The organism is Neorhizobium sp. P1_A6 (genome assembly GCF_056406795.1).
In genome coordinates, this window is record NZ_JBFTZM010000015.1 from 47,222 (window position 1) to 67,426 (window position 20,205).

21 protein-coding genes are annotated in these 20,205 nt (G+C 61.8%); 6 read left to right on the forward strand and 15 right to left on the reverse strand.

Annotated features, from left to right (window positions below; translation table 11 throughout):
- Nucleotides 1-15 precede the first annotated feature (15 nt).
- From AC1D3C_RS24510 to AC1D3C_RS24535, 6 genes are all read right to left on the reverse strand, one after another.
- Entirely contained in the window at nucleotides 16-522 is a 507-nt protein-coding gene (locus AC1D3C_RS24510) for a GNAT family N-acetyltransferase (RefSeq protein WP_038590844.1), read from the reverse strand.
- A gap of 204 nt (nucleotides 523-726) precedes the next feature.
- Nucleotides 727-2,550, reverse strand: coding sequence for a translational GTPase TypA (gene typA / locus AC1D3C_RS24515; RefSeq protein ID WP_038590846.1), 1,824 nt, complete (start codon nucleotides 2,548-2,550; stop codon nucleotides 727-729).
- A 115-nt stretch (nucleotides 2,551-2,665) separates the two neighbouring features.
- Nucleotides 2,666-4,345: an ABC transporter permease gene (locus tag AC1D3C_RS24520; protein ID WP_477484686.1), complete on the reverse strand. Its 1,680-nt coding sequence runs from the start codon at nucleotides 4,343-4,345 to the stop codon at nucleotides 2,666-2,668.
- Between the two features lie 11 nt (nucleotides 4,346-4,356).
- Nucleotides 4,357-5,316, reverse strand: a complete 960-nt coding sequence (locus tag AC1D3C_RS24525; RefSeq protein WP_477484687.1) for an ABC transporter substrate-binding protein — start codon at nucleotides 5,314-5,316, stop codon at nucleotides 4,357-4,359.
- A complete protein-coding gene (locus tag AC1D3C_RS24530) occupies nucleotides 5,309-6,424 on the reverse strand; it encodes an ABC transporter ATP-binding protein (RefSeq protein ID WP_477484688.1) in 1,116 nt (371 codons plus the stop codon). The genes AC1D3C_RS24525 and AC1D3C_RS24530 overlap by 8 nt, the downstream gene beginning before the upstream one ends.
- A 148-nt stretch (nucleotides 6,425-6,572) precedes the next feature.
- Nucleotides 6,573-8,663, reverse strand: a complete 2,091-nt coding sequence (locus AC1D3C_RS24535; protein ID WP_247138161.1) for a M3 family metallopeptidase — start codon at nucleotides 8,661-8,663, stop codon at nucleotides 6,573-6,575.
- Nucleotides 8,664-8,849: 186 nt separating this feature from the next.
- Here AC1D3C_RS24535 and AC1D3C_RS24540 point away from each other — a divergent pair, with 186 nt between their 5' ends.
- Entirely contained in the window at nucleotides 8,850-9,272 is a 423-nt protein-coding gene (locus AC1D3C_RS24540) for a hypothetical protein (RefSeq protein ID WP_038546579.1), read from the forward strand.
- A 17-nt stretch (nucleotides 9,273-9,289) separates the two neighbouring features.
- On the opposite strand, the gene AC1D3C_RS24545 is transcribed toward AC1D3C_RS24540, so the two are convergent.
- Complete coding sequence (locus AC1D3C_RS24545) at nucleotides 9,290-9,931, reverse strand: LysE family translocator (protein ID WP_477484689.1); 642 nt, start codon at nucleotides 9,929-9,931, stop codon at nucleotides 9,290-9,292.
- A gap of 153 nt (nucleotides 9,932-10,084) precedes the next feature.
- Here AC1D3C_RS24545 and AC1D3C_RS24550 point away from each other — a divergent pair, with 153 nt between their 5' ends.
- Entirely contained in the window at nucleotides 10,085-10,549 is a 465-nt protein-coding gene (locus AC1D3C_RS24550; RefSeq protein WP_477484690.1) for a MarR family winged helix-turn-helix transcriptional regulator, read from the forward strand.
- 1 nt (nucleotide 10,550) lies between these two features.
- Nucleotides 10,551-11,750 carry a multidrug effflux MFS transporter gene (locus AC1D3C_RS24555; RefSeq protein WP_477484691.1) on the forward strand — a complete coding sequence of 400 codons (1,200 nt, stop codon included), beginning with the start codon at nucleotides 10,551-10,553 and terminating at the stop codon, nucleotides 11,748-11,750.
- Nucleotides 11,751-11,805: 55 nt separating this feature from the next.
- On the opposite strand, the gene AC1D3C_RS24560 is transcribed toward AC1D3C_RS24555, so the two are convergent.
- Both AC1D3C_RS24560 and AC1D3C_RS24565 read right to left on the reverse strand, forming a co-directional pair.
- Nucleotides 11,806-13,029 (reverse strand): argininosuccinate synthase, encoded by a 1,224-nt coding sequence (locus tag AC1D3C_RS24560; RefSeq protein ID WP_477484692.1) that lies wholly within the window; start codon nucleotides 13,027-13,029, stop codon nucleotides 11,806-11,808.
- 67 nt (nucleotides 13,030-13,096) lie between these two features.
- Nucleotides 13,097-13,405: a type II toxin-antitoxin system ParD family antitoxin gene (locus tag AC1D3C_RS24565; RefSeq protein ID WP_477484693.1), complete on the reverse strand. Its 309-nt coding sequence runs from the start codon at nucleotides 13,403-13,405 to the stop codon at nucleotides 13,097-13,099.
- 105 nt (nucleotides 13,406-13,510) lie between these two features.
- Between AC1D3C_RS24565 and AC1D3C_RS24570 the strand changes: the two genes are divergently transcribed.
- Together AC1D3C_RS24570 and AC1D3C_RS24575 are read left to right on the forward strand one after the other, a co-directional pair.
- Complete coding sequence (locus AC1D3C_RS24570; RefSeq protein WP_477484694.1) at nucleotides 13,511-14,368, forward strand: SDR family NAD(P)-dependent oxidoreductase; 858 nt, start codon at nucleotides 13,511-13,513, stop codon at nucleotides 14,366-14,368.
- Nucleotides 14,369-14,442: 74 nt separating this feature from the next.
- On the forward strand, nucleotides 14,443-15,084 hold the full coding sequence (locus AC1D3C_RS24575; protein WP_247035605.1) for a LysE family translocator: 642 nt from the start codon (nucleotides 14,443-14,445) through the stop codon (nucleotides 15,082-15,084).
- A 30-nt stretch (nucleotides 15,085-15,114) separates the two neighbouring features.
- On the opposite strand, the gene rlmN is transcribed toward AC1D3C_RS24575, so the two are convergent.
- Nucleotides 15,115-16,353 (reverse strand): dual-specificity RNA methyltransferase RlmN, encoded by a 1,239-nt coding sequence (rlmN, locus tag AC1D3C_RS24580; protein WP_477484695.1) that lies wholly within the window; start codon nucleotides 16,351-16,353, stop codon nucleotides 15,115-15,117.
- Nucleotides 16,354-16,574: 221 nt separating this feature from the next.
- Nucleotides 16,575-17,141, reverse strand: coding sequence for an invasion associated locus B family protein (locus AC1D3C_RS24585; RefSeq protein ID WP_038590872.1), 567 nt, complete (start codon nucleotides 17,139-17,141; stop codon nucleotides 16,575-16,577).
- Nucleotides 17,142-17,470: 329 nt separating this feature from the next.
- On the opposite strand from AC1D3C_RS24585, the gene AC1D3C_RS24590 reads away from it, so the two are divergent.
- On the forward strand, nucleotides 17,471-18,034 hold the full coding sequence (locus AC1D3C_RS24590) for a sigma-70 family RNA polymerase sigma factor (RefSeq protein ID WP_477484696.1): 564 nt from the start codon (nucleotides 17,471-17,473) through the stop codon (nucleotides 18,032-18,034).
- 12 nt (nucleotides 18,035-18,046) lie between these two features.
- Here AC1D3C_RS24590 and AC1D3C_RS24595 read toward each other — a convergent pair whose 3' ends face one another.
- The 4 genes from AC1D3C_RS24595 to AC1D3C_RS24610 form a co-directional block, all read right to left on the reverse strand.
- The gene (locus AC1D3C_RS24595) at nucleotides 18,047-18,445 is read right to left on the reverse strand and encodes a YkvA family protein (protein ID WP_477484697.1); all 399 of its coding nucleotides are present in this window, start codon (nucleotides 18,443-18,445) and stop codon (nucleotides 18,047-18,049) included.
- A 56-nt stretch (nucleotides 18,446-18,501) separates the two neighbouring features.
- The gene (locus AC1D3C_RS24600; protein ID WP_477484698.1) at nucleotides 18,502-18,804 is read right to left on the reverse strand and encodes a 4a-hydroxytetrahydrobiopterin dehydratase; all 303 of its coding nucleotides are present in this window, start codon (nucleotides 18,802-18,804) and stop codon (nucleotides 18,502-18,504) included.
- 38 nt (nucleotides 18,805-18,842) lie between these two features.
- Nucleotides 18,843-19,433, reverse strand: a complete 591-nt coding sequence (thpR, locus tag AC1D3C_RS24605) for an RNA 2',3'-cyclic phosphodiesterase (RefSeq protein WP_477484699.1) — start codon at nucleotides 19,431-19,433, stop codon at nucleotides 18,843-18,845.
- A gap of 66 nt (nucleotides 19,434-19,499) precedes the next feature.
- Nucleotides 19,500-20,150 carry an arylesterase gene (locus AC1D3C_RS24610; protein WP_477484700.1) on the reverse strand — a complete coding sequence of 217 codons (651 nt, stop codon included), beginning with the start codon at nucleotides 20,148-20,150 and terminating at the stop codon, nucleotides 19,500-19,502.
- Between the last annotated feature and the right edge of the window lie 55 nt (nucleotides 20,151-20,205).

Below are 20,205 nucleotides of genomic sequence, written 5' to 3' on the forward strand. Positions count from 1 at the left end.
TTCAAGCCTGACCGTTCAAGGCCAGACAAAACCGATCTTGCGAAGCTGCGTGCCGCCGAAATCTTCCATGCCTTCGGCGAGATCCACGCCGCCGTGCCGGCGGAAGAAACGCGCCGCATGCTCGCTGTCCTCAAGGCACCAGACGACCAGGCCTTCGCAGCCGAGCGACTTCAGGAGCCGGCGGCTTTCGCCGAACAGGCGGCGGCCAAGGCCGATGCCCTGGAATTCCGGACGCAGATAGATCTCGTAGACCTCGCCGTCGTAAGGCAGGGCACGGGCGCGGTTGAGGCCGATCGTCGCATAACCGGCGACTTGGTCGGCGACGTCGAGCACCAGCAGCGTGGCCGGACCGCGCGTCGCCTTGCGCCACCAGGTCTCGCCCCGGCGCTCCAGCATCTGGGTTAGCGGCTTGTAGGGAATGAGGCCTGCATAGGCCTGGGTCCATGCCTGGCGGTGCGCCTCGGAAATGGCGCGGGCGTCTTGCGGTTCGGCCCGCCGGACATCGATCGATAACGTCTTCATAACGTTTACTCTAGGCCCTGATGTCGGCAATCCGCCATTCCACCAATGTGTGTAGAGCGGATTGCCCACAGACTTCTCATGTGGACAACGCGGCAACGTTAACGTGTTTTTAACCTTTGCGACAAGGCCGCGCAGGCCGTAGGCACAGAAAAAACCCCGGCATTTCTGCCGGGGTTTTGAAAGGCTCAGAGCATGCTGTCGAAATCAGGCGATCTTCGCCTTGCCGAAGCGCTTGCGGTCGTTGGCGTCGAGATAGGTCTTGCGCAGACGGATGTTCTTCGGCGTCACTTCCATCAGCTCGTCGTCCTGGATCCAGGAGAGAGCGCGGTCGAGCGTCATGCGGATCGGCGGGGTCAGACGGACGGCTTCGTCCTTGCCGGCAGAGCGGATGTTGGTCAGCTGCTTGCCCTTGAGGACATTGACCTCAAGGTCGTTGTCTCTGCTGTGAATGCCGATGATCATCCCGGCATAGACCTTCTCGCCCGGCTCGATGATCATCGGGCCGCGGTCTTCCAGGTTGAACATCGCATAGGCGACAGCTTCGCCGGCCTGGTTGGACAGAAGCACGCCGTTGGTGCGGCCGCCGATTTCACCCTTGTAGGGCTGATAGTCGTGGAACAGGCGGTTCATGATGGCCGTGCCGCGGGTATCGGTCAGAAGTTCCGACTGGTAGCCGATCAGGCCGCGGGTCGGCGCAAAGAATACCAGGCGGACGCGGCTGCCGCCGGACGGACGCAGCTCGGCCATTTCGGCCTTGCGCTCGGACATCTTCTGCACGACGACGCCGGAATGTTCCTCGTCGACGTCGATGACGACTTCCTCGATCGGCTCCATCAACGTGCCGTCCTCGGCCTTGTGCATGACGACGCGCGGACGCGACACGGCAAGCTCGAAGCCTTCGCGGCGCATGGTTTCGATCAGCACGGCGAGTTGCAATTCGCCGCGGCCGGACACGAAGAACGAATCCTTGCCGTCCGATTCCTCGATCTTCAGCGCGACATTGCCTTCGGCTTCCTTGAACAGGCGGTCGCGGATGACGCGGGAGGTGACCTTGTCGCCTTCGGTGCCTGCCAGGGGTGAGTCGTTGACGAGGAAGGACATGGTGACGGTCGGCGGGTCGATCGGCTGTGCGTGCAGCGCCTCGGTGACCGAGGGATCGCAGAACGTGTCGGCGACCGTGCCCTTGGAGAGGCCGGCGATCGCGACGATATCGCCCGCATGGGCTTCCTCGATCGGCGTACGTTCGATGCCGCGGAACGCAAGGATCTTGGAGATACGGCCGGTTTCGACCGTCTTGCCGTCCTGGCTCAGAACCTTGACGGCCTGGTTCGGCTTGATCGAGCCGGAATGGATACGGCCGGTGATAATACGGCCGAGGAAGGGGTTGGCTTCGAGCAGCGTGCCGATCATGCGGAACGCGCCGTCTTCTTCGCCGACGCTCGGCTCGGGAACGTGCTTCAGCACCAGATCGAGAAGCGGGGCGAGACCCTGGTCCTTCGGGCCTTCCGGATTGACGTTCATCCAGCCATCGCGGCCGGAACCGTAAAGGATCGGGAAATCGAGCTGTTCGTCGGTGGCGTCGAGATTGGCGAACAGGTCGAAGACTTCGTTGATGACTTCTTCGTGGCGGCCGTCCGGGCGGTCGATCTTGTTGATCGCGACGATCGGGCGAAGGCCGACCTTCAGCGCCTTGCCGACCACGAACTTGGTCTGCGGCATTGGGCCTTCGGACGAATCGACGAGAACGATCGCGCCGTCCACCATCGAGAGAATGCGCTCGACTTCGCCGCCGAAGTCGGCGTGGCCGGGCGTGTCGACGATGTTGACGCGGACGCCCTTCCACTCGATCGAGGTCGCCTTGGCAAGAATGGTAATGCCGCGTTCTTTTTCGAGATCGTTGCTGTCCATCATGCGCTCGGTGGTGCGCTGGTTGTCGCGGAACGAGCCGGACTGCTTCAGAAGTTCGTCAACGAGGGTGGTCTTCCCATGGTCAACGTGTGCGATAATCGCGATATTGCGCATTTTCATGTTTTGAATCTCTGAGCTTTGGCGCGGCGACGGGAGGCGGCACCCAATTCGTTTTGCGGCCTCATACCCTGTTTTTCGCATTTGCGAAAGGGGTGAGCGCGATGATGGTTGACGGCTATTCCGCCACCAGCCCGCTGCGCCTCAACAGCGTCAGCAGGAGGAGCGGCAGCAGGGTGGTAATCACGATCGCGATGAAGGCCATGGCCATGCCGAGACCGATCGACCCCTGTTCGAACTGCCGCCAGATGAATGTGGCGATCGTCTGCATGCCGACCGGTGCGACGACGACAGAGGCGACCAGCTCGCGGGAAGCGAGCGCAAAGACCAGCAGCATGGCCGATGCAAGGCTTGGAAAGACCAGCGGCAGCAGGATGCGCCGGAAGGCCGTGATGCTGCTGGCACCGAACACGCGGGCCGCTGCCTCCAGATTGTCACCGATCTGCTGGAAGGCCGCCGTGGTATAGCGTACAGGCTGCGGCAGCAGGATGCAACAATAGGCAAGCAGCAGGATAAAGGCGGTGTTGTAGGGCGTCGCCGGCAGCCAGGGCATGTTCCAGGCAAGGATCAGCCCGACCGCCACGACAATGCCAGGCAGCGCATTCGGCAGGATGGTCATGATGTCGATCGCCATACGGCCGCGCATCCGCGTCTTGACCACCGTGTAGGCTGCGGTCACGCCGATAAGCCCGGTGATCACGGCCGTGGCGATGCCGAGCGAGAAACTGTTGACCAGTGCCCCGACCGCGCCGGCGCTGTTGCTGAACACCAGGATGAAATTGCTGAGACTGAGATTGCCGAGCGCCAGCCCGCCGGAAATCGTCCGCGACAACGCCGTCGCCAGGATCGCCAGCAGCGGCACGCCCGTCGCCAGGAACGCCACGACCGAGAAGGCGATCATCACAGGCACCTTCAGGGCGCCGAGCGGTCGCTTGTCCTTGGCGCTCGGCTTGCCGCCCACCGTCTGGTAGGAGCGCCGCGAAAGGATCCAGCGTTGCAGCAGGAATGTGACGAGGGACATGGCGACCAGCAGCAGCGACAGGATCGCTGCACCCGGAAGATCGATCGGCCAGTCGGTGATGCGAAGGTCGATGCCGGTCACCAGCACCTGGAAACCGGCACGACGGCCGAGTGCTGCCGGTGTGCCGTATTCCTCGATGGCGGCTGCGAATACCAGCATCAGGCTGGCGGCAAGGCCGGGAGCCGACAACGGCAGCGTGATCCGCCAGAAAGCCCGCGCCGGCGTCGCACCGAAGACGCGGCCGACATCGGCGTAACGGGAGCCAACGGCTTCCACCGTGCGCGACACCGCGAAATAAACGATCGGGAAAGTGTTGAAGGCCATGACCAGCGTCATGCCGAACAGCGAGAACAGGAAGGGTGCGAGATTGAAGCCGACCAGCTGCTGCAGATAACCGCGGGGCTGCAGCGTCATGATCCAGCCGAGCGTCGCGATATAGGGCGGGATCATGAAGGGAACGAGCAGGACCACATCCCAGAACGGGGCGAAGGGAATGCGGTAGAGCGCTCGGAACACGCCGAGCGGCACAGCGACCACGGCCGAGGCGAGCACCACGCAGAAGCCGAGCAGCAGCGTATTGCCGGCCATGCCGATCAGCTCGCTATCGGCAAGCGTCGAGAAAAGAGAGGAGAAAGGGCCCGCGAACGAGCCCTGTCCAAGATTGGGGAAGATGCCCTGCAGCACCACGGCGATGAAGGGAATGGCGACGACGAGGACCAGTCCCGCGATCGCGAGCCAGGCGGCCGGAGCCGCGCCGCCGATGCCGTTCGCCTTCATGCGCCTGTTCCTTACTTGCCGCCGTAGATCTTGGTAATCTCGGCCAGCGTTTCCTTGCGCTTGCCGTAGACGGTGGCGGTATCGTACTTCAGCAGCTTCAGGTCGCTGATCAGCGGACGGTTAGCCGGGATATCGGTGCGGGCCGGCATCAGCATTTCGTCGGCAACGGCCTTCTGGCCTTCGTCTGACAGCATGTAGTCGATGAACTTCTTGGCGTCGTCCTGGTTCTTGGACCAGTTGAGGATCATCGCCGGGCGCGGTGCGATGACCGTGCCGGAAGCCGGGAAGATCACGTCGATCGATTCACCCTTCGCCTTGGCAGCGAGCGTGATGTAATCGACGGCGCCGAAGACGGCCGCCTTGGCACCCTGCAAGACCGGGTTCAGAGCGTCGGCATTGGCGCCGGCGATGATCGCGCCATTGGCCTTCAGGTCGTTGAAGAGCTTGAAACTGTCCTGGCCGGCAAGGGCAGCGGTCAGTTCGAACGACGAGCCGGACTGCGCCGGATCCGGAATGTTGACGAGGTCCTTGTATTCCTTGCTTGTCAGGTCGGCCCATTCGGTCGGCTTCGGGGTGCCGCTCTTGGTGTTCCAGGCAATGCCGAGAGCCGAAATACCTTGGGCTACAGCGCTTTCCGTCTTCAGGAAGTCCGGAACCTTGGCGGCGTTCGGGCTCGAATACTTGACGAGCCAGCCGCGCTTGGCGAAATCGGTCGCGGTATCCCAGGAAGCCGAAACGAGAACGTCGACGACCGGGTTTGCAGCCTCGGCTTCGATACGAGCCATGACCTTGCCGGTCGTTGCCTGGAAGACGTTGACCTTGATGCCGGTCTGCTTGGTGAAACCGGACGACAGCTTGTCGATCAGGCTCTGCGGACCGGCGGTGTAGACGGTGACGTCGGCATGGGCGACGCCAGCCATAAGTGCTGCGGCAACGACGCCGAAGGTAATGCTCTTCAATGACTTAAACATGTTCCAAAGTCTCCCTTTTGGACGAATGAATTTTGGGCGAAAACCAGCGGACCTGGTCGGTGTCGATCGAAAGGCCGACACCATCGCCCGGCCGAAGCTTGACGCGGCTCAGAACCTGCAATTCCATATGGGTGGGGCCGACGAGCGAAACCGTCGCCAGGTGCCCGTCGCCGCGGAACTGCGAGCGCAGCACGGTTGCCGCAAGCAGCCCCGGCCCGATATCGCCGATCGAGATCGCGCCGACCGGGATGAGCACGCGGGCGCTCGTGCCGGCAACGGCGGCATCCCGCAGCAGCGCCACGTCGCTGCCCTTGAAGACCCACAGCCCGTCGCGATAGTCGAGATCGGCGATGCCGCCGAGGCGCAGGAAGTCCGCCACTTCAGGCGTCGCCGGCTTATCGATCAGCTGGTCGGGGGATGCGAGCTGTTCGATCAGCCCGCCGCGCATCACCGCGACGTCGTCGGCAAGCGTCAGCGCTTCCGCATGATCGTGGGTGACATAGATGGCGGTCAGCCCGAGCGTTGCGATCAGCTCGGCAAGTTCGCCGACCATGTTTTCGCGCAGTTCACGGTCGAGGTTGGAAAGCGGCTCGTCGAAAAGGATCAGCTGCGGCTCGGCGACGATCGCGCGGGCGATCGCCACGCGCTGCTGCTGGCCGCCGGACAGATCGCTTGGACGGCGGTCCGCATAGGCACCGAGACCGACACGCTCCAGCGCCCGCATCGTGCGAGACTGGCATTCGGCCTTGCCGAGGCCACGCATCTCGAGCGGAAAGGAAACATTGCCGCCGACCGTCAGATGCGGCCAGAGCGCGTAATCCTGAAAGACCATGCCGAGATTGCGCTTTTCGGGCGGGGAGAATGTATTCGCGGCAGCATCCGCAACCACCTGGCCGGCAATCGAGATCGAACCCTTGGTCGGCGCCAGCAATCCGGCGACGAGGCGCAGAAGCGTGGTCTTTCCGCAGCCGGAGGGGCCGAGCAGAGCAAGCGTCTTGCCCTTCGAAAGCGAGATATCGATGCCCTTGAGAACCGGCGTCGCGCCGTAATGCAATTCCACCCCGGCCGTCGAGACGGCGGCATGTGTCGCTGGGGGCTGAAAGGTCATGGGGAACCGGCATCGGTTGGAGGCGATGCCGGTTTCCTATTAAGGTTTCATGACAGTGGTGTTACGGTTTTATGACGGCCGAATGACAGGCCGATGATTGATGAATCACCGGCATGCCGCACCCCTTGAGACTGGGATCACAACGCGCTCAGGCGTCGCTGCCGGACAGCTCCTCGACCATCGCAAGGCCCTTTTTCTTCAGCATCGCCTGCGGGTCCGGCAGCTTGCCACGGAAGGCCTTGTAGGTCTCTTCCGGGTCGATAGAGCCGCCGACCGAATAGATGTTGTTCTTGAGCTTGCGGGCCATGACCGGATCGAAGGCATTGCCGGTTTCCTCGAAGGCCGAGAAGGCGTCCGCATCGAGCACTTCCGACCACATGTAGGAATAGTAGCCGGCCGAATAACCGTCGCCCGAAAACACGTGCTGAAAATGCGGTGTCGCGTGGCGCATGACGATCGAGGCCGGCATGCCGAGCTCGTCAAGCACCTCCTTCTGAACCGCCATCGGATCCTCGACCGCTCCGCGGGTGTGGAACGCCATGTCGACCAGCGCCGAGGAGGTGAATTCCACCGTCGCGAACCCGGCGTTGAACGTGCGCGCCGCCAGCACCTTGTCGAGCAGCGCCTTCGGCATCGGCTTTCCGGTCTCGTGATGGACCGCGTATTTTTCGAGGATTTCCGGCACGGTCAGCCAGTGCTCGTAGAGCTGCGACGGCAGTTCGACGAAATCGCGCGACACGCCGGTGCCGGAGACCGACGGATAGGTGACATCCGACAGCATGCCGTGCAGCGCGTGGCCGAATTCGTGGAACAGCGTGCGGGCATCGTCGAGCGACAGCAGTGCCGGCTTGCCTTCGGCGGGCTTGGCGAAATTGCAGACATTGTAGATGATCGGCAGTTCGCCTGTCGCACCGTTCTTCAGCGGCAGCTTGTGCTGCGACTGCAGGGAATTCATCCATGCGCCGGAGCGCTTCGAGGAGCGGGCGAAATAATCGCCGAGGAACAGCGCCTTCAGCGAACCATCCCTGTCGCGGACTTCGAACACCCGTACATCCGGATGATAGGCCGCCACACCCTTCACTTCGACCGCCTTGATACCGAACAGGCGCTCGGCGACGTCGAAGCAGGCCTCGATGATCTTTTCCAGCTGCAGATAGGGCTTTAGCTCGGTCTCGGAGAAATCGAAGGTCCGCTGGCGCAGCTTCTCGGCGTAATGCCGCCAGTCCCAGGGCATGACCTCATGGTTCTTGCCCTCCTCGGCAATTAGCCCGCCAAGGCTCGCCTCCTCCTCCAGCGCCTTGGAGCGCGCCTTGTCCCAGACCTTGCGGAGCAGGGAATTCACCGCGTCCGCGGTCTTCGCCATCGTATTGTCGAGCTTGTAGGCGGCGAAATTCTCGTATCCGAGCAGCTTTGCCTTTTCCGCCCGCAGCGCCAGCGTTTCGCGCACAATCCCGAGATTGTCGGTCTCGCCGCCGTTTTGTCCGCGCGCAGCCCAGGCCCTGAACGCCTGTTCGCGCAGGTCCCGGCGGGTCGAGAAGGTGAGGAACGGTTCGATGATCGAGCGGGACAGCGTCACCATATAGCCGTCCGCCTCGCCGCGTTCGCGGGCCGCGGACGCCATGGCATCGCGCAGGAAGGCCGGCAGGCCGTCCAGTTCAGCCTCGCCGGACAATTTCAGCGACCAGCCCTTCTCGTCACCGAGCACGTTCTGGCCGAACTTGGCGCCAAGCCCGGCGAGCTTCTCGTTGATATCGGCAAGCCGCTCCTGCTCAGCCTTGGCAAGCTTGGCACCGGCCTTGACGAAGCCCTTCCAGTGACGTTCCAGCACGCGTTCTTCCTCGAGCGTAAGGCCAAGCTCCTTGCGCTTTTCCCAAAGCGTATCGATGCGGGAAAACAGCGCCGCATTCATGCCGATCTTCGAATAATGGCGCGACATTTTTGGCGCGATCTCGCGCTCAAGCGCCTGAATATTCTCGTTGGTATGCGCACCAGCCTTGCCCCAGAACAGTGACGAAACGCGCGACAGCTCGTCGCCCGCGGTCTCCAGCGCAACGACGGTATTGGTGAAGGTCGGCTCTTCCGGATTGCTGGCGATCGCCTCGATCTCCGCTTCGTGGATGCCAAGTGCCGCGTCGAAACCGGGAGCGAAGTCCTCGTCCTTCACCTGATCGAAACGCGGCAGGCCGTGATGGCCGTTCCAGTCCACGAGAGCGGGGTTCACCAGAAGATTAGAAGACATGCAAATATCCTTCCTAACGATGCATCGCCATTCATATAGGAGAAGCCGGCGGGAATGGGTATGCGCCTGTCCATTTTCGATTTCCGGCAAGAAATCATACATAACAATTAACGGTTATTAACCATTTGACGCAGTGCAGTAATCAAAGGTACTTTTGGCCAGTATCCGATGAATCAGGATATAGCCATGGAAATCAGTTCCTTGCGCTGGTCTACCAACTTACTGCAGAGAGACCATTCTCGAAACAATAAAGTCGAGAAGTCATCCGAGCATGGAAGTCGGCAGAGCCAGATCACCTTTCAGGTGCCCGACACGGATGAATCGCCGATCGATTTTTCGGCGATCACCCCGCGGGATCTGCGTGCGCTCGCGCTTGAAAACTATCAGGCGGGCAGGATCGACCAGGACACTTACATCACGCTGTCCGAAGAACTTCCAACTCACGCCGTCGATGCTCAGGGACAGTTGATGGACCTGTCGCAGGTCACCGACGAAACCGGCTTCAATTTCCACGATTACTACCGCAATCAGCTCGAAATCGCCATGTCGCTTGGCGATACGCCCCGCGCCAATGTCCTTCGCGCAGTGATGGCCTTCATCGAAGTCTGATCGGAAAGCGTCGTCGCTCAGGCACGCCGGTAGCCGAACAGGCCTGGTGCCGAATGCCAGAGCGCCTGCATCGCAAAACCGATGAACAGCAGGCCGGAAAGCCGGACGATCACCCTTTCATACTTCCGATAGAACCGCCGAACCACGCCGGCCCCGATAATCCCGATCAGCACCAGATCGGCCGTCAGGAACCCGATCAGTGACACGGCGAGAAGAAGCGGCAGCGCGCTGAAATCCAGTGCATCGGCAGAACTTGCAAGCAGCGCGGTGAACGTCGCCAGCGCCACCGGATACCCCTTGGGGTTCGTCAGGCCGAAGATCAGCCCGCGCCGCAGCGGTTTTTCGACCGTCACCAGAGCGCCTCCATTCTCCTTCGGCTTAGCCCGCAACGCGCTCCAGCCGATCCAGCCAAGATAGAGGCCGCAGAAAACCCCAAGTATGTCGAAGACTGTGGTACCGACCGTCTTGGCGCCGATGATCGCCACCAGCGCCAGCCCGGACCAGAGGATGTCTCCCGCCAGGTGACCGCCCATGAAGAAGGCGCCGGCCTGCCTTCCCTGTCCGGCACCGATGCCGAGCAGCGCCAGGAATGCCGGGCCGGGAATGAGCGTATAGGCGAGCGCCGCGAAAAAGGCGCCGGCAAGCAGCGATGATGACATGGAGAGGCTCCGTCCGAAGGCTGTGACAATCTCGCCGCAGGTTTCGCCGGTGTCAATGCAACCGAACCCCGTTTTCCGTTTGCCTCACACCCGAAAGATAGTAAGGGTACCTTACAAAATTTGCATATAAAGGCGAAAGGTGCCGAAGAGGGCATGGACAGTTTGGGATTTCTGATCGCCGACAGTGCCCGATTGCTGCGTGCCGCCTTCGAGCGCCGCATCGCCGAGGCCGGCCTCGGACTAACGCCCGGCGAGGCGCGGGCGCTCCTGAACATCGCGACCGTCGACGGCAGCCGCCAGCTCGACATCGCTGCCCGCATGGGCGTCGAGCCGATGACGCTCTGCGCCTATCTCGACAAGCTGGAGACGCTCGGATTGGTCGAAAGGCAGCAATGCTCTGCCGACCGGCGCGTCAAGCGGATCAATCTCACCAAGACCTCCGACGAGATGATCGGCTCGATCCGCCACGAACTGAACGCCATCCTTGCTCAAGCGACCGAAGGCTTGAGCGAGGAAAACAGCCGCATCCTGCGCGAGGCATTGGCCGCGTTCAACGCCAACCTCCAGGCCGTAGCCCCCTCCGTCATGCTCCAGACCGCATTCGATGAAAGCCGATAACATGCCGCCTGTCCCCGCTCGGATGAGCGAGCGCCGAACCACAATCATCGGCGCGCTCCTGACGGCAATCGGACCGATCTCGATGGCGATCTACACGCCGGCCATGCCGGAGCTGGTGCATGCCTTTTCGACCACGGAGGCAGCGATCAAGATGTCGCTGTCGCTCTATTTTGCCGGGTTCGCGCTGGCCCAGCTGGTTGCCGGCCCCGTCTCCGACGCCTTCGGTCGCAAGACCGCCTCGCTGAGTTTTCTCCTGGTCTATCTGGCCGGTTCTCTGCTTGCCGCCTTTGCTCCCACGGTCGAATGGGTGCTCGCCGGCCGCCTGATCCAGGGCATCGGCGCTTCGGTCGGCATCACCGTGTCGCGCGCCATCGTGCGCGACCAGTTCAACGGCGGCGACGCGGCCCGGATCATCAACACGATGGGCATCATCCTGGCGATCGGGCCGTCTCTCGGCCCGACGGTCGGCGGCCTCGCCCTGGCCGCGTTCGGCTGGCGATCGGTATTCCTGCTGATGGTCGGCTTCGGCGCCCTGCTGGTCTTCCTGTCGACCGTCTGTCTGAAGGAAACTACGGTCCCCGATCGCAGTCGGCTGAAGCCGCTGCGGCTCGTCCAGGCCTATGCGGAAATCATCACCTTGCCGCGCTTCCTGTTTACCGCGGTCGTTCTCGCCGGCGCTGTGGGATCCATGTACGCCCAGGCGGCCGTGTTGCCGTTCATCCTGATCGAGAAGGTCGGGCTGACGCCGATCCAGTTCGGCATGAGCATGCTGATGCAATCCGGTTTCTTCCTGATGGGTTCGGTCTGCCTGCGCGTTATCTCGAGATGGTTGCCGGCCGAACGGGCGCCCCTGGTTGGACTGATTTTCAGCGGCAGCGGCGGCCTCGTCATGGCCCTTTCTATCCACTATCTGCCGCCATCCTTTCTGTCGGTCATGGTGCCGGTTGCCATGTGCGCCTTCGGGATCGCCTTCGTATCGCCCTACATGACCGCGGCGGGCCTCATCCCCTTCCCGCATATTGCCGGGTCGGCGTCCGCGATGATGGGCTTCATCCAGATGGGCGCCGGCTTCGTGGGCGGCGTGGCCGCCGCCTCGATCGGCTCGCCGCTGCCGGCCTTCGGCATCGTCATTCCCGCCATGCACCTGATCGCCGTGCTCGGTTACATCGGCTTCCGGATCGCCAGCCGCCGCAGGGCATGAAAAAGCCCGCCTCCCCTTTCGGGCAGGCGGGCTTCGCTGATCGAGTTATCGGGAATTACTTGCCCAGATTGCGCTTGGCGAGGGTGCGCAGACGCAGCGCATTGAGCTTGATGAAGCCCGCCGCATCCTTCTGGTCGTAGGCGCCCTGGTCGTCCTCGAAGGTGACCAGCTTGTCGGAATAGAGCGATTTTTCGCTCTCGCGGCCGATCACCATGACATTGCCCTTGTAGAGCTTCAGCGTCACTTCGCCTTCCACATGCTCCTGGCTCTTGTCGATCAGCGCCTGCAGCATTTCGCGCTCCGGCGAGAACCAGAAGCCGTAATAGATGAGCTCCGCGTAACGCGGCATGATGTCATCCTTGAGATGCGCGGCACCACGATCGAGCGTGATCGACTCGATCGCCCGGTGGGCGGCGAGCAGGATCGTGCCGCCGGGGGTCTCGTAGACGCCGCGCGACTTCATGCCGACATAGCGGTTCTCGACGAGGTCGAGACGGCCGATGCCGTTGTCGCGGCCGTAATTGTTGAGCGCGGCAAGGAGGGTCGCCGGCGACATGGCGACACCGTTGATGGAAACCGCGTCACCCTTCTTAAAGCCGACCTTGATGACCGTCGCCTTGTCCGGAGCAGCTTCCGGCGAGATCGTGCGCATATGCACGTATTCGGGAGCCTCGACGGCCGGGTCTTCGAGAACCTTGCCTTCGGACGACGAGTGCAGAAGGTTGGCGTCGACGGAGAACGGTGCCTCGCCCATCTTGTCCTTGGCGACCGGAATCTGGTTTTCCTCGGCGAATTTCAGAAGATCGGTGCGGCTCTTGAAAGCCCAGTCGCGCCACGGCGCGATCACCTTGATATCCGGGTTCAACGCATAGGCCGAAAGCTCGAAACGGACCTGGTCGTTGCCCTTGCCGGTGGCGCCATGGGCGATCGCATCGGCACCGGTCTTTTTGGCGATCTCGATCAGGTGCTTGGAGATCAGCGGGCGGGCGATCGAGGTGCCGAGCAGGTAGACGCCTTCATAGACGGCATTGGCGCGGAACATCGGGAAGACGAAATCGCGCACGAACTCTTCGCGCACGTCCTCGATATAGATCTCCTTGATGCCGAGCATCTCGGCCTTCTTGCGGGCCGGTTCCAGTTCCTCGCCCTGACCGAGATCGGCGGTGAAGGTCACCACCTCGGCGTTCAGTTCGGTCTGCAGCCATTTCAGGATGATCGAGGTGTCGAGGCCGCCGGAATAGGCGAGAACGACCTTCTTTACGTCTTTCGGGATTGCCATGTCGATTTACGTCCGTCTGCGGGTGGAAGCGGTTCTTGAAACTGCCAAGTCGGGATTTGCGGCACTTTTAGCGAGTTTCCTGAGGCACGCAAGAAAAACCGGGGATGGATTTCGGAAGCGATTGTCGGTCGCGGCCAATCTCCGCATGCCTCCCCCGCAGGAACTCCTCGAAATCGAACGGTTGCGGCTCACCGGAAGCCTCGCCCTCCTCGATGGCGGTGCGGATCGCTTCGAGGGATTCGTCTTCCCTCTGCTTCAGCAGGCGAAGCGCCTCTTCCACCACATCGCATACTGAACCGTAGCGCCCGGCATCCACTTTTCTCTGAACGAAGGCGGCCAATTCCTCATCCATCGTAATCGAGATGATCGTGCCCATCGGCTTCCCGCTCTCTTGTGACGCCCTTGTCATGTTGACAGGTTTTGATGAGGGTACCATATCCCGCCCGACCTTTGAACAGCGGCGCCCTAGAGGAGATCTGCCATGACCATCACTCATCCCGCTCTGAAAAAGGACAATGTCGCCGTGATTACCGGGGCCGCATCCGGTATCGGCCTTGCGGCGGCGAAGGAATTTGCCCGGATGGGCCTTTCCGTCGTCCTTGCCGATCTGGAGGGCGACAAGCTTGCGGAAGCTTGCCGCGAGGTCGCGGCTCTTGCCGAAGACGGCGAGGCGGATGTCGCCGCCATCGGCACCGACGTTTCGAAGCCGGATGAGATCGAGGCACTTGAACGCGCGGTCATCCAGCGTTTCGGCCGGGTGCATGTGTTGATGAACAATGCCGGCATCAGCCCGGGGAGCTCGATATTCGGGCCGCAGGTCAACTGGGACAGCATTTTCGCCGTCAACCTGCTCGGCGTCATCAACGGCACGCGGACGTTCGGCCCGGCCATGATCGCCCATGGCGAGCCGTCGCTGATCATCAATACCGGCTCGAAACAGGGAATCACGACACCGCCCGGCAATCCCGCCTACAATGTCGCCAAAGCCGGCGTGAAGACGTTCACCGAGGCGTTGCAGCACGAGCTTCGCAACACGCCGAACTGCCAGGTGTCGGCGCATCTGCTCATCCCCGGCTTCGTGTTTACCGGCCTGACCAAGGGCGACCGCATCGAAAAGCCCGCCGGCGCCTGGACGCCGGAAGAGACGGTCGGGTTCATGCTGGTGAGCCTGGAGCGCGGTGATTTCTATATTCTCTGCCCAGACAACGACGTGGACCGGACGACAGACGAACGCCGCATGGCCTGGGCGATCGGCGACATCATCGAGAACCGCCCGCCGCTGTCGCGCTGGCATCCGGACTTTGCGGATGCATCAAAGGAATTCATCTCCAAGCGCTGAGCGCCTGATTGGCATAGCTGCGAAAGCCGGGTAAATGGAGCACTCCTTTACCCGGCTATTCGAGCGTGCGCCCCATGGATTTCCTGCCGAGCCTTGCCACCCTTCTCGCCTTCACGGCTGCTGGTCTGCTTCTGGCGCTGACGCCGGGGCCGGACATGACGCTGTCGATCAGCCGCGCGCTTGGCCAGGGCCGGCGACCCGCGTTGTTCGTGGTGCTCGGCACCAGCCTCGGCGTCGTCTGCCATACGCTGCTGGTCGCGTTCGGTATCTCGGCGCTGATCACCGCGTCACCGACCGCCTTCTTCATCCTCAAGACCGGCGGCGCCGCCTATCTGCTCTGGCTGGCGATCCAGGCAATCCGCTTCGGCTCAAAACTGTCGGTGGAGAAGGTCGACCAGCCCAAGGCGAGCGCACTTTCCAACATTTCGACGGGCTTCTGGGTGAACCTCTTGAATCCCAAGGTCATCATTTTCTTCATGACCTTCCTGCCGCAATTCGTCACCGCCGGCGATCCGGACGTCACGAGCAAGCTGATTTTCTTAGGGGTCTATTTCATCGTCATCGGCATGCCGGTCAACGTGATCGTCGTCCTTGCCGCCGACCGCCTGGCCAACTGGCTGCAGGCCAACCCGAAGGTCCTGCGCGGCATCGACTGCACCTTTGCCGGCGTCTTCTCGATCTTCGCGGCCAAGATTTTCTTCACCCAGGCACGATAATAGAAAGGCCGGCAGAGCCGGCCTCGTTATTCAATCGTCCTCGCCGTGCCCGGCGATCATCATCGCCTCGAAGGCGAGGCGGTCGGTCTTGCGCATCCGCTCCGATTCCGATTTCAGCTGGCCGCAGGCGGCGAGGATGTCGCGGCCGCGGGGGGTGCGGATCGGCGAGGCGTAACCCGCCTGGTTGATGAAATCGGCGAATTTCTCGATCTGCGCCCATTCCGAACATTGATAGTTGGTGCCCGGCCAGGGATTGAACGGGATCAGGTTGATCTTGGCCGGAACGCCCTTCAAGAGCTGAATCAGCGCCTTGGCGTCCTCCAGGCTGTCGTTGACGTCCTTCAGCATCACATATTCGAAGGTGATGCGGCGGGCGTTCGAAAGACCGGGATAATTGCGGCAGGCTTCGATCAGTTCCTTCAGCGGATATTTCTTGTTGATCGGCACCAGCATGTCGCGCAGATCGTCGCGCACCGCATGCAGCGAGATCGCCAGCATCACGCCGATCTCGTCGCCGGTCCGGAAGATTTCCGGCACCACGCCGGAGGTCGACAGCGTGACGCGCCGCTTCGACAGCGACAGCCCGTCGCCGTCGGTGGCGATCAGCAGCGCCGTCTTGACGCTTTCGAAATTGTAGAGCGGCTCGCCCATGCCCATCATCACGACATTGGTGACCTTGCGGTCGCCGGTCGGCACGAAGGCGCCGGGCGGCGTGTCGGTGCCCGGAAAATCACCCAACCGGTCACGGGCCAGCAGCAACTGCGACAGGATTTCCTCGGCGGTCAGGTTGCGCACAAGCTTCTGGGTGCCGGTGTGACAGAAGGAACAGGTGAGCGAACAGCCGACCTGGCTCGAAATGCAGAGCGTGCCGCGGCCTTCTTCCGGAATGTAGACAGTTTCGACTTCCACCGGACGGCCGGCGCCGCGCGGCGGAAAGCGCAACAGCCATTTGCGGGTGCCATCGTTGGAAACCTGTTCCTCGACGATTTCCGGACGCGCAATGGTGAAATGCGCCTTCAGCATTTCGCGCATATCCTTGGCGACATTGGTCATCGCGTCGAAATCAGATACGCCGCGGATATAGAGCCAGTGCCAGAGCTGGCTGACGCGCATCCGCACCTGCTTTTCCGATACGCCCTTTTCCTTCAGCGCCTGCGCCATGTCCTCGCGCGAAAGCCCGATCAGCGACGGCTTGGTGCCGAACAGATCCGGATTGGCGACGAGCGGCTTCTTGATGGCAAGCGGCGCCAGAGCCTCTGAGACTGACATTCTTCTATCCCGTTCGAACACATGCAGCTTTCCCACGATCGATTAGCGGGAAAGTCAGGGCATGTTGAATGCGTGAAACCTGTATCGGCCCATTGGGCACATGTGCCGGACCTTCGTTGGGGCGGGCTTTATCATCAAATAGCCGCCGCGTCACTATTCTTCAAGAAATGCAAAAGGCCGGTCCTGCGACCGGCCTTCCAACTCTTGCCGCGCACGGGCGCTTACTTGCAGGTTTCGATCTGCTTCAGCGCCGCCGCAATGCCCTGCAGCGAATAGGCGTAGGAGGTCTTGGTGCCGCGGCCGGAAACGGCGCTGACGCTCATGTTGTGACCCGTCTTCATCGCCGCGACGAGCGCCGGCTCCTCGGCCGCGTTCTCGACCCAGGCCGCCTTGTCCTTGGTGAACATCGTGAAGTTCTTCTTGTCGATCGTCACCGTCACCTTGGAGTTCGGCTGCAGGACGTATCCGACCATCGCCTGCGGCTCGTAGGAAATGTTCTGGCCGGGCCGCTGCGAGACGATAAAGAAGATATCACCGTGATCGACGCTGGCCGGTTCCTTGGTGGTCGGCACCGAAAGCACGTAGCAGACGTTGCTGGCGCCCGACTTGTAGGAATAGGCGCCCCACGCCTTGAATTGCTGGATGCGGGTGGGGCCTGCGGCGGCCGGTGCCGGCGCCTGGGCCTGTTGGGGCTTGGCCGGGGCAGTAGCCTTCGGCGCCTGAGCCGATGCCAGGCCGGTGCTTGCAGCCAAGATTGCCAATGCGGTTGCGATTGTTCTTACAGACATGGTCTCCTGCCGGTTTTGTTCGTTCAACGGCCCGAGCGGGCAAGCCTTGCCAGGCATGATCCTGATTCGGTGCATTTTGACTTGATCCTGGTTACCAAACCGTCAACCAGACTATTAGAATCTGCTGAATCTTCTGCCTTGGCCCGTAGGTGCGTGGAGATACCACTCCCCGCCATGCCTCCAAAGAGCCAACCAGCAGAATTTCCATGCGTTTCGTCAATCAGTGACACAAGGATTGGGGCAAGAGTTTGTCCTTTTCCTAACTCTCACAATGACATTAGAATGGTCGAATATGACGCGAATCTCATCGGAAACTGTGCACAGCGTAAATGGATGTAGACGAAAGAGACCACTTCGCCGGCTTGGTAAGGGCAGTGGCCGATGAGCGCGATCAGGCAGCTTTTACCGTGCTGTTCGATTATTACGCGCCGCGTCTGAAATCCTGGCTGTTGAAACGGTCGATGCGGCCCGACGATGCGGAGGAACTCGTCCAGGAGGTGATGGCCGTTCTCTGGCACCGCGCCGGCCTCTACGATCCGACGCGATCCTCCCTGTCCACCTGGCTTTTTCGCATCGCCCGCAACCGTCGCATCGATGCGGAACGGCGGGCGAGGCACAAGTATCTGGATGTCTACGAACCCCTGTTCTTCGTGACCGAGGCGCCGGGCGCCGATACGATTTTCGAAGGCGAGGAACGGGATGCGCAGGTGCGTGCAGCCCTTGCCGACATCCCCGGCGAACAGATGGAAATGGTGCGGGCGGCCTTCTTCCTCGGCCAGTCCCATTCGGAAATCGCCTCGTCCACGGGCCTGCCGCTCGGGACGGTGAAGTCACGAATCCGGCTTGCATTCGAGCGCTTGCGAAGAGTTCTCGACGATCCTTCGGGGGAATGATGCCCCGTGAGACTATTTGCCGCGCACGCCCTCGGCGATGTCCGGATTGTCCGCCAGCGCCAGATCGGCAGCCTCGTAATGGCGGTCGGCGATATGGCCCTGGATCATCCGGAAAGCTGCTGCGAGCACGGCGACATCGTCGGTGAAGCCGACAAGGACGAACATGTCCGGCACGAAATCGATCGGCATCACGAAATAGGCGAGCGCGGCAAGCAGCACGCCCCGGACGCGGGTCGGAGTCCGCCGGTCGATCGCGCAGTAATAGGCGGCGATCAGGTCGCGGCTGAACGGGACCTGCCGCACGGCCCGCTTCAGAGTCGGCCAGAACTTAGTCCGCACCTGCCGCTCGCGGCGGCCTTGTGTATCCTCGTCACCCGGCAGCAGAATTTCGCCGATCTTCACGTCGTTCATGGTCGCTCCGTTCGCTCAACGTGTGCCCACCCAATATGGGCTCTCGACCATGAAGTTCAATTGCTGCGCGAGGATGCCTTGTCCATCGCCCGGGCAAGCTTGAAGTCGATGTCGGTCAGCCCTTTTGTCGCGTGGGTGGTCAGCAGCACGTCGACCCGCGAATAGACGTTCGACCATTCCGGGTGATGGTTGAGCTTCTCGGCGGACAGCGCGCATTCGGCCATGAAACCGAAGGCCTCGATGAAGGTCTTGAACTTGAAGCTCCTGAAGATCGCGTCGCCTTCCGGCTTCAGCTCCCAGCCATCGAGCGTCGCGAGTTCACGCACGACGGCAGCCGCATCCAGCTTTTCGTAGTTCATCGTCCAACCTTCCTTCGGACTAAAGGGGCGCCTTCCGGTTAAAGGAGGCTCTTCGCCGGCTCCATGTCGCCGGCATAGGCAGTGCCGTAGCTTGCCTCCTGCAGCGGGAAGATTTCCTCCGTCAGATACGGTCCGCCTCCGACCGACTCCTTCGACGACAGCAGCACGAAACGGGGGACGGTGAAGGGTGCCGTGTGGAAATTGCCGCGGCCGGCAAGATAGTGAACCACGTCGTCCAGGCGGCAGTTCTTGAGCCGTGCGAGCGTCACATGCGGCGTGAACTTGCGGGGATCCGGCGGCAGACCGATACGCTGACAGATCCGTTCGATCTCCGCCTGCAGCGCGTAGATTTCCGGCGAGGGTGAAACGCCGGCCCAGATGGAATGCGGTTTCTTCGATCCGAACGAGCCGATCCCAGTCAGCGACGCCTGGAATTCCGGTCGGTCGATGCGGTCCAGCCGGTCGACGATCTCGTCGGCGGTGCGGCCGTCGACATCGCCGATAAAGCGTAGAGTGATGTGATAATTCTCCACGTCGATCCACCGGGCACCGGGGATCCCGCCGCGCAGGAGAGACAGGCTCATCGCTACATTGCGCGGAACTTCGAGGGCGGTGAAAAGTCTCGGCATAGGGACCTCCTCGAATCTTTTGCAGATGCAAACAGCGAATCATGCAACGGAGTTCCGCGCAAGCTGTTATTTTCCCTTATCCTTAATAGCCCCCAGGAAGCTTTTGACAGGTTGAATGGTCTTTTCGACCATCACGGCGACCCCTTTGGCGTTCGGATGCATGCCGTCGGAGAGCTGCAGGCTGGAAATGGTCGCGACCCCATCCAGGAAGAATGGATAGAGCGGCACCACGTATTTCTCCGCCAGCCGCTTGTAGATCGGGTTGAACTTTTCGGCATAATCGCCGCCCATGTTCGGTGGCGCCAGGATGCCGACCAGGAACACCGGGATCTTCCGTTCCTTCAGCCGCGCCAGGATCGCATCGAGGTTCTTTTCCGACTGCTCGGGGGAGATGCCGCGCAGCGCATCGTTGGCGCCGAGCTCGAGGATCACGCCGTCAGTGCCGTCGGGCACCGACCAGTCGATGCGCGAAAGCCCTCCTGCTGTCGTATCGCCCGAAACGCCCGCGTTGGTGACCACGACATTCTGCCCATCGGCCTTCAGCGCCGCCTCGAGCTGGGCCGTATAGGATTCGGAAGGCGCAAGCTGGTAACCCGCCATCAGGCTGTCGCCGAAACCGACGAGCTGGATCGCCCTGTCCTGCGCAGCGGCCGGCAGTGCGGCCAGCGCCAGCGCGGACATGCCGATGAAGTGAAGCAGGCTTGCTTTAAAACTCACGATCCGTCTCCTAGATTGGGCGCTACCGCAACGCGGTGTTCGGGTTACGCTTCAC

Coding starts and splice junctions, on each gene's coding strand:
- AC1D3C_RS24510 (WP_038590844.1), bottom strand. CDS start 522: ATGAAGACGTTATCGATCGATGTCCGGCGGGCCGAACCGCAAGACGCC.
- typA (WP_038590846.1), bottom strand. CDS start 2,550: ATGAAAATGCGCAATATCGCGATTATCGCACACGTTGACCATGGGAAG.
- AC1D3C_RS24520 (WP_477484686.1), bottom strand. CDS start 4,345: ATGAAGGCGAACGGCATCGGCGGCGCGGCTCCGGCCGCCTGGCTCGCG.
- AC1D3C_RS24525 (WP_477484687.1), bottom strand. CDS start 5,316: ATGTTTAAGTCATTGAAGAGCATTACCTTCGGCGTCGTTGCCGCAGCA.
- AC1D3C_RS24530 (WP_477484688.1), bottom strand. CDS start 6,424: ATGACCTTTCAGCCCCCAGCGACACATGCCGCCGTCTCGACGGCCGGG.
- AC1D3C_RS24535 (WP_247138161.1), bottom strand. CDS start 8,663: ATGTCTTCTAATCTTCTGGTGAACCCCGCTCTCGTGGACTGGAACGGC.
- AC1D3C_RS24540 (WP_038546579.1), top strand. CDS start 8,850: ATGGAAATCAGTTCCTTGCGCTGGTCTACCAACTTACTGCAGAGAGAC.
- AC1D3C_RS24545 (WP_477484689.1), bottom strand. CDS start 9,931: ATGTCATCATCGCTGCTTGCCGGCGCCTTTTTCGCGGCGCTCGCCTAT.
- AC1D3C_RS24550 (WP_477484690.1), top strand. CDS start 10,085: ATGGACAGTTTGGGATTTCTGATCGCCGACAGTGCCCGATTGCTGCGT.
- AC1D3C_RS24555 (WP_477484691.1), top strand. CDS start 10,551: ATGCCGCCTGTCCCCGCTCGGATGAGCGAGCGCCGAACCACAATCATC.
- AC1D3C_RS24560 (WP_477484692.1), bottom strand. CDS start 13,029: ATGGCAATCCCGAAAGACGTAAAGAAGGTCGTTCTCGCCTATTCCGGC.
- AC1D3C_RS24565 (WP_477484693.1), bottom strand. CDS start 13,405: ATGGGCACGATCATCTCGATTACGATGGATGAGGAATTGGCCGCCTTC.
- AC1D3C_RS24570 (WP_477484694.1), top strand. CDS start 13,511: ATGACCATCACTCATCCCGCTCTGAAAAAGGACAATGTCGCCGTGATT.
- AC1D3C_RS24575 (WP_247035605.1), top strand. CDS start 14,443: ATGGATTTCCTGCCGAGCCTTGCCACCCTTCTCGCCTTCACGGCTGCT.
- rlmN (WP_477484695.1), bottom strand. CDS start 16,353: ATGTCAGTCTCAGAGGCTCTGGCGCCGCTTGCCATCAAGAAGCCGCTC.
- AC1D3C_RS24585 (WP_038590872.1), bottom strand. CDS start 17,141: ATGTCTGTAAGAACAATCGCAACCGCATTGGCAATCTTGGCTGCAAGC.
- AC1D3C_RS24590 (WP_477484696.1), top strand. CDS start 17,471: ATGGATGTAGACGAAAGAGACCACTTCGCCGGCTTGGTAAGGGCAGTG.
- AC1D3C_RS24595 (WP_477484697.1), bottom strand. CDS start 18,445: ATGAACGACGTGAAGATCGGCGAAATTCTGCTGCCGGGTGACGAGGAT.
- AC1D3C_RS24600 (WP_477484698.1), bottom strand. CDS start 18,804: ATGAACTACGAAAAGCTGGATGCGGCTGCCGTCGTGCGTGAACTCGCG.
- thpR (WP_477484699.1), bottom strand. CDS start 19,433: ATGCCGAGACTTTTCACCGCCCTCGAAGTTCCGCGCAATGTAGCGATG.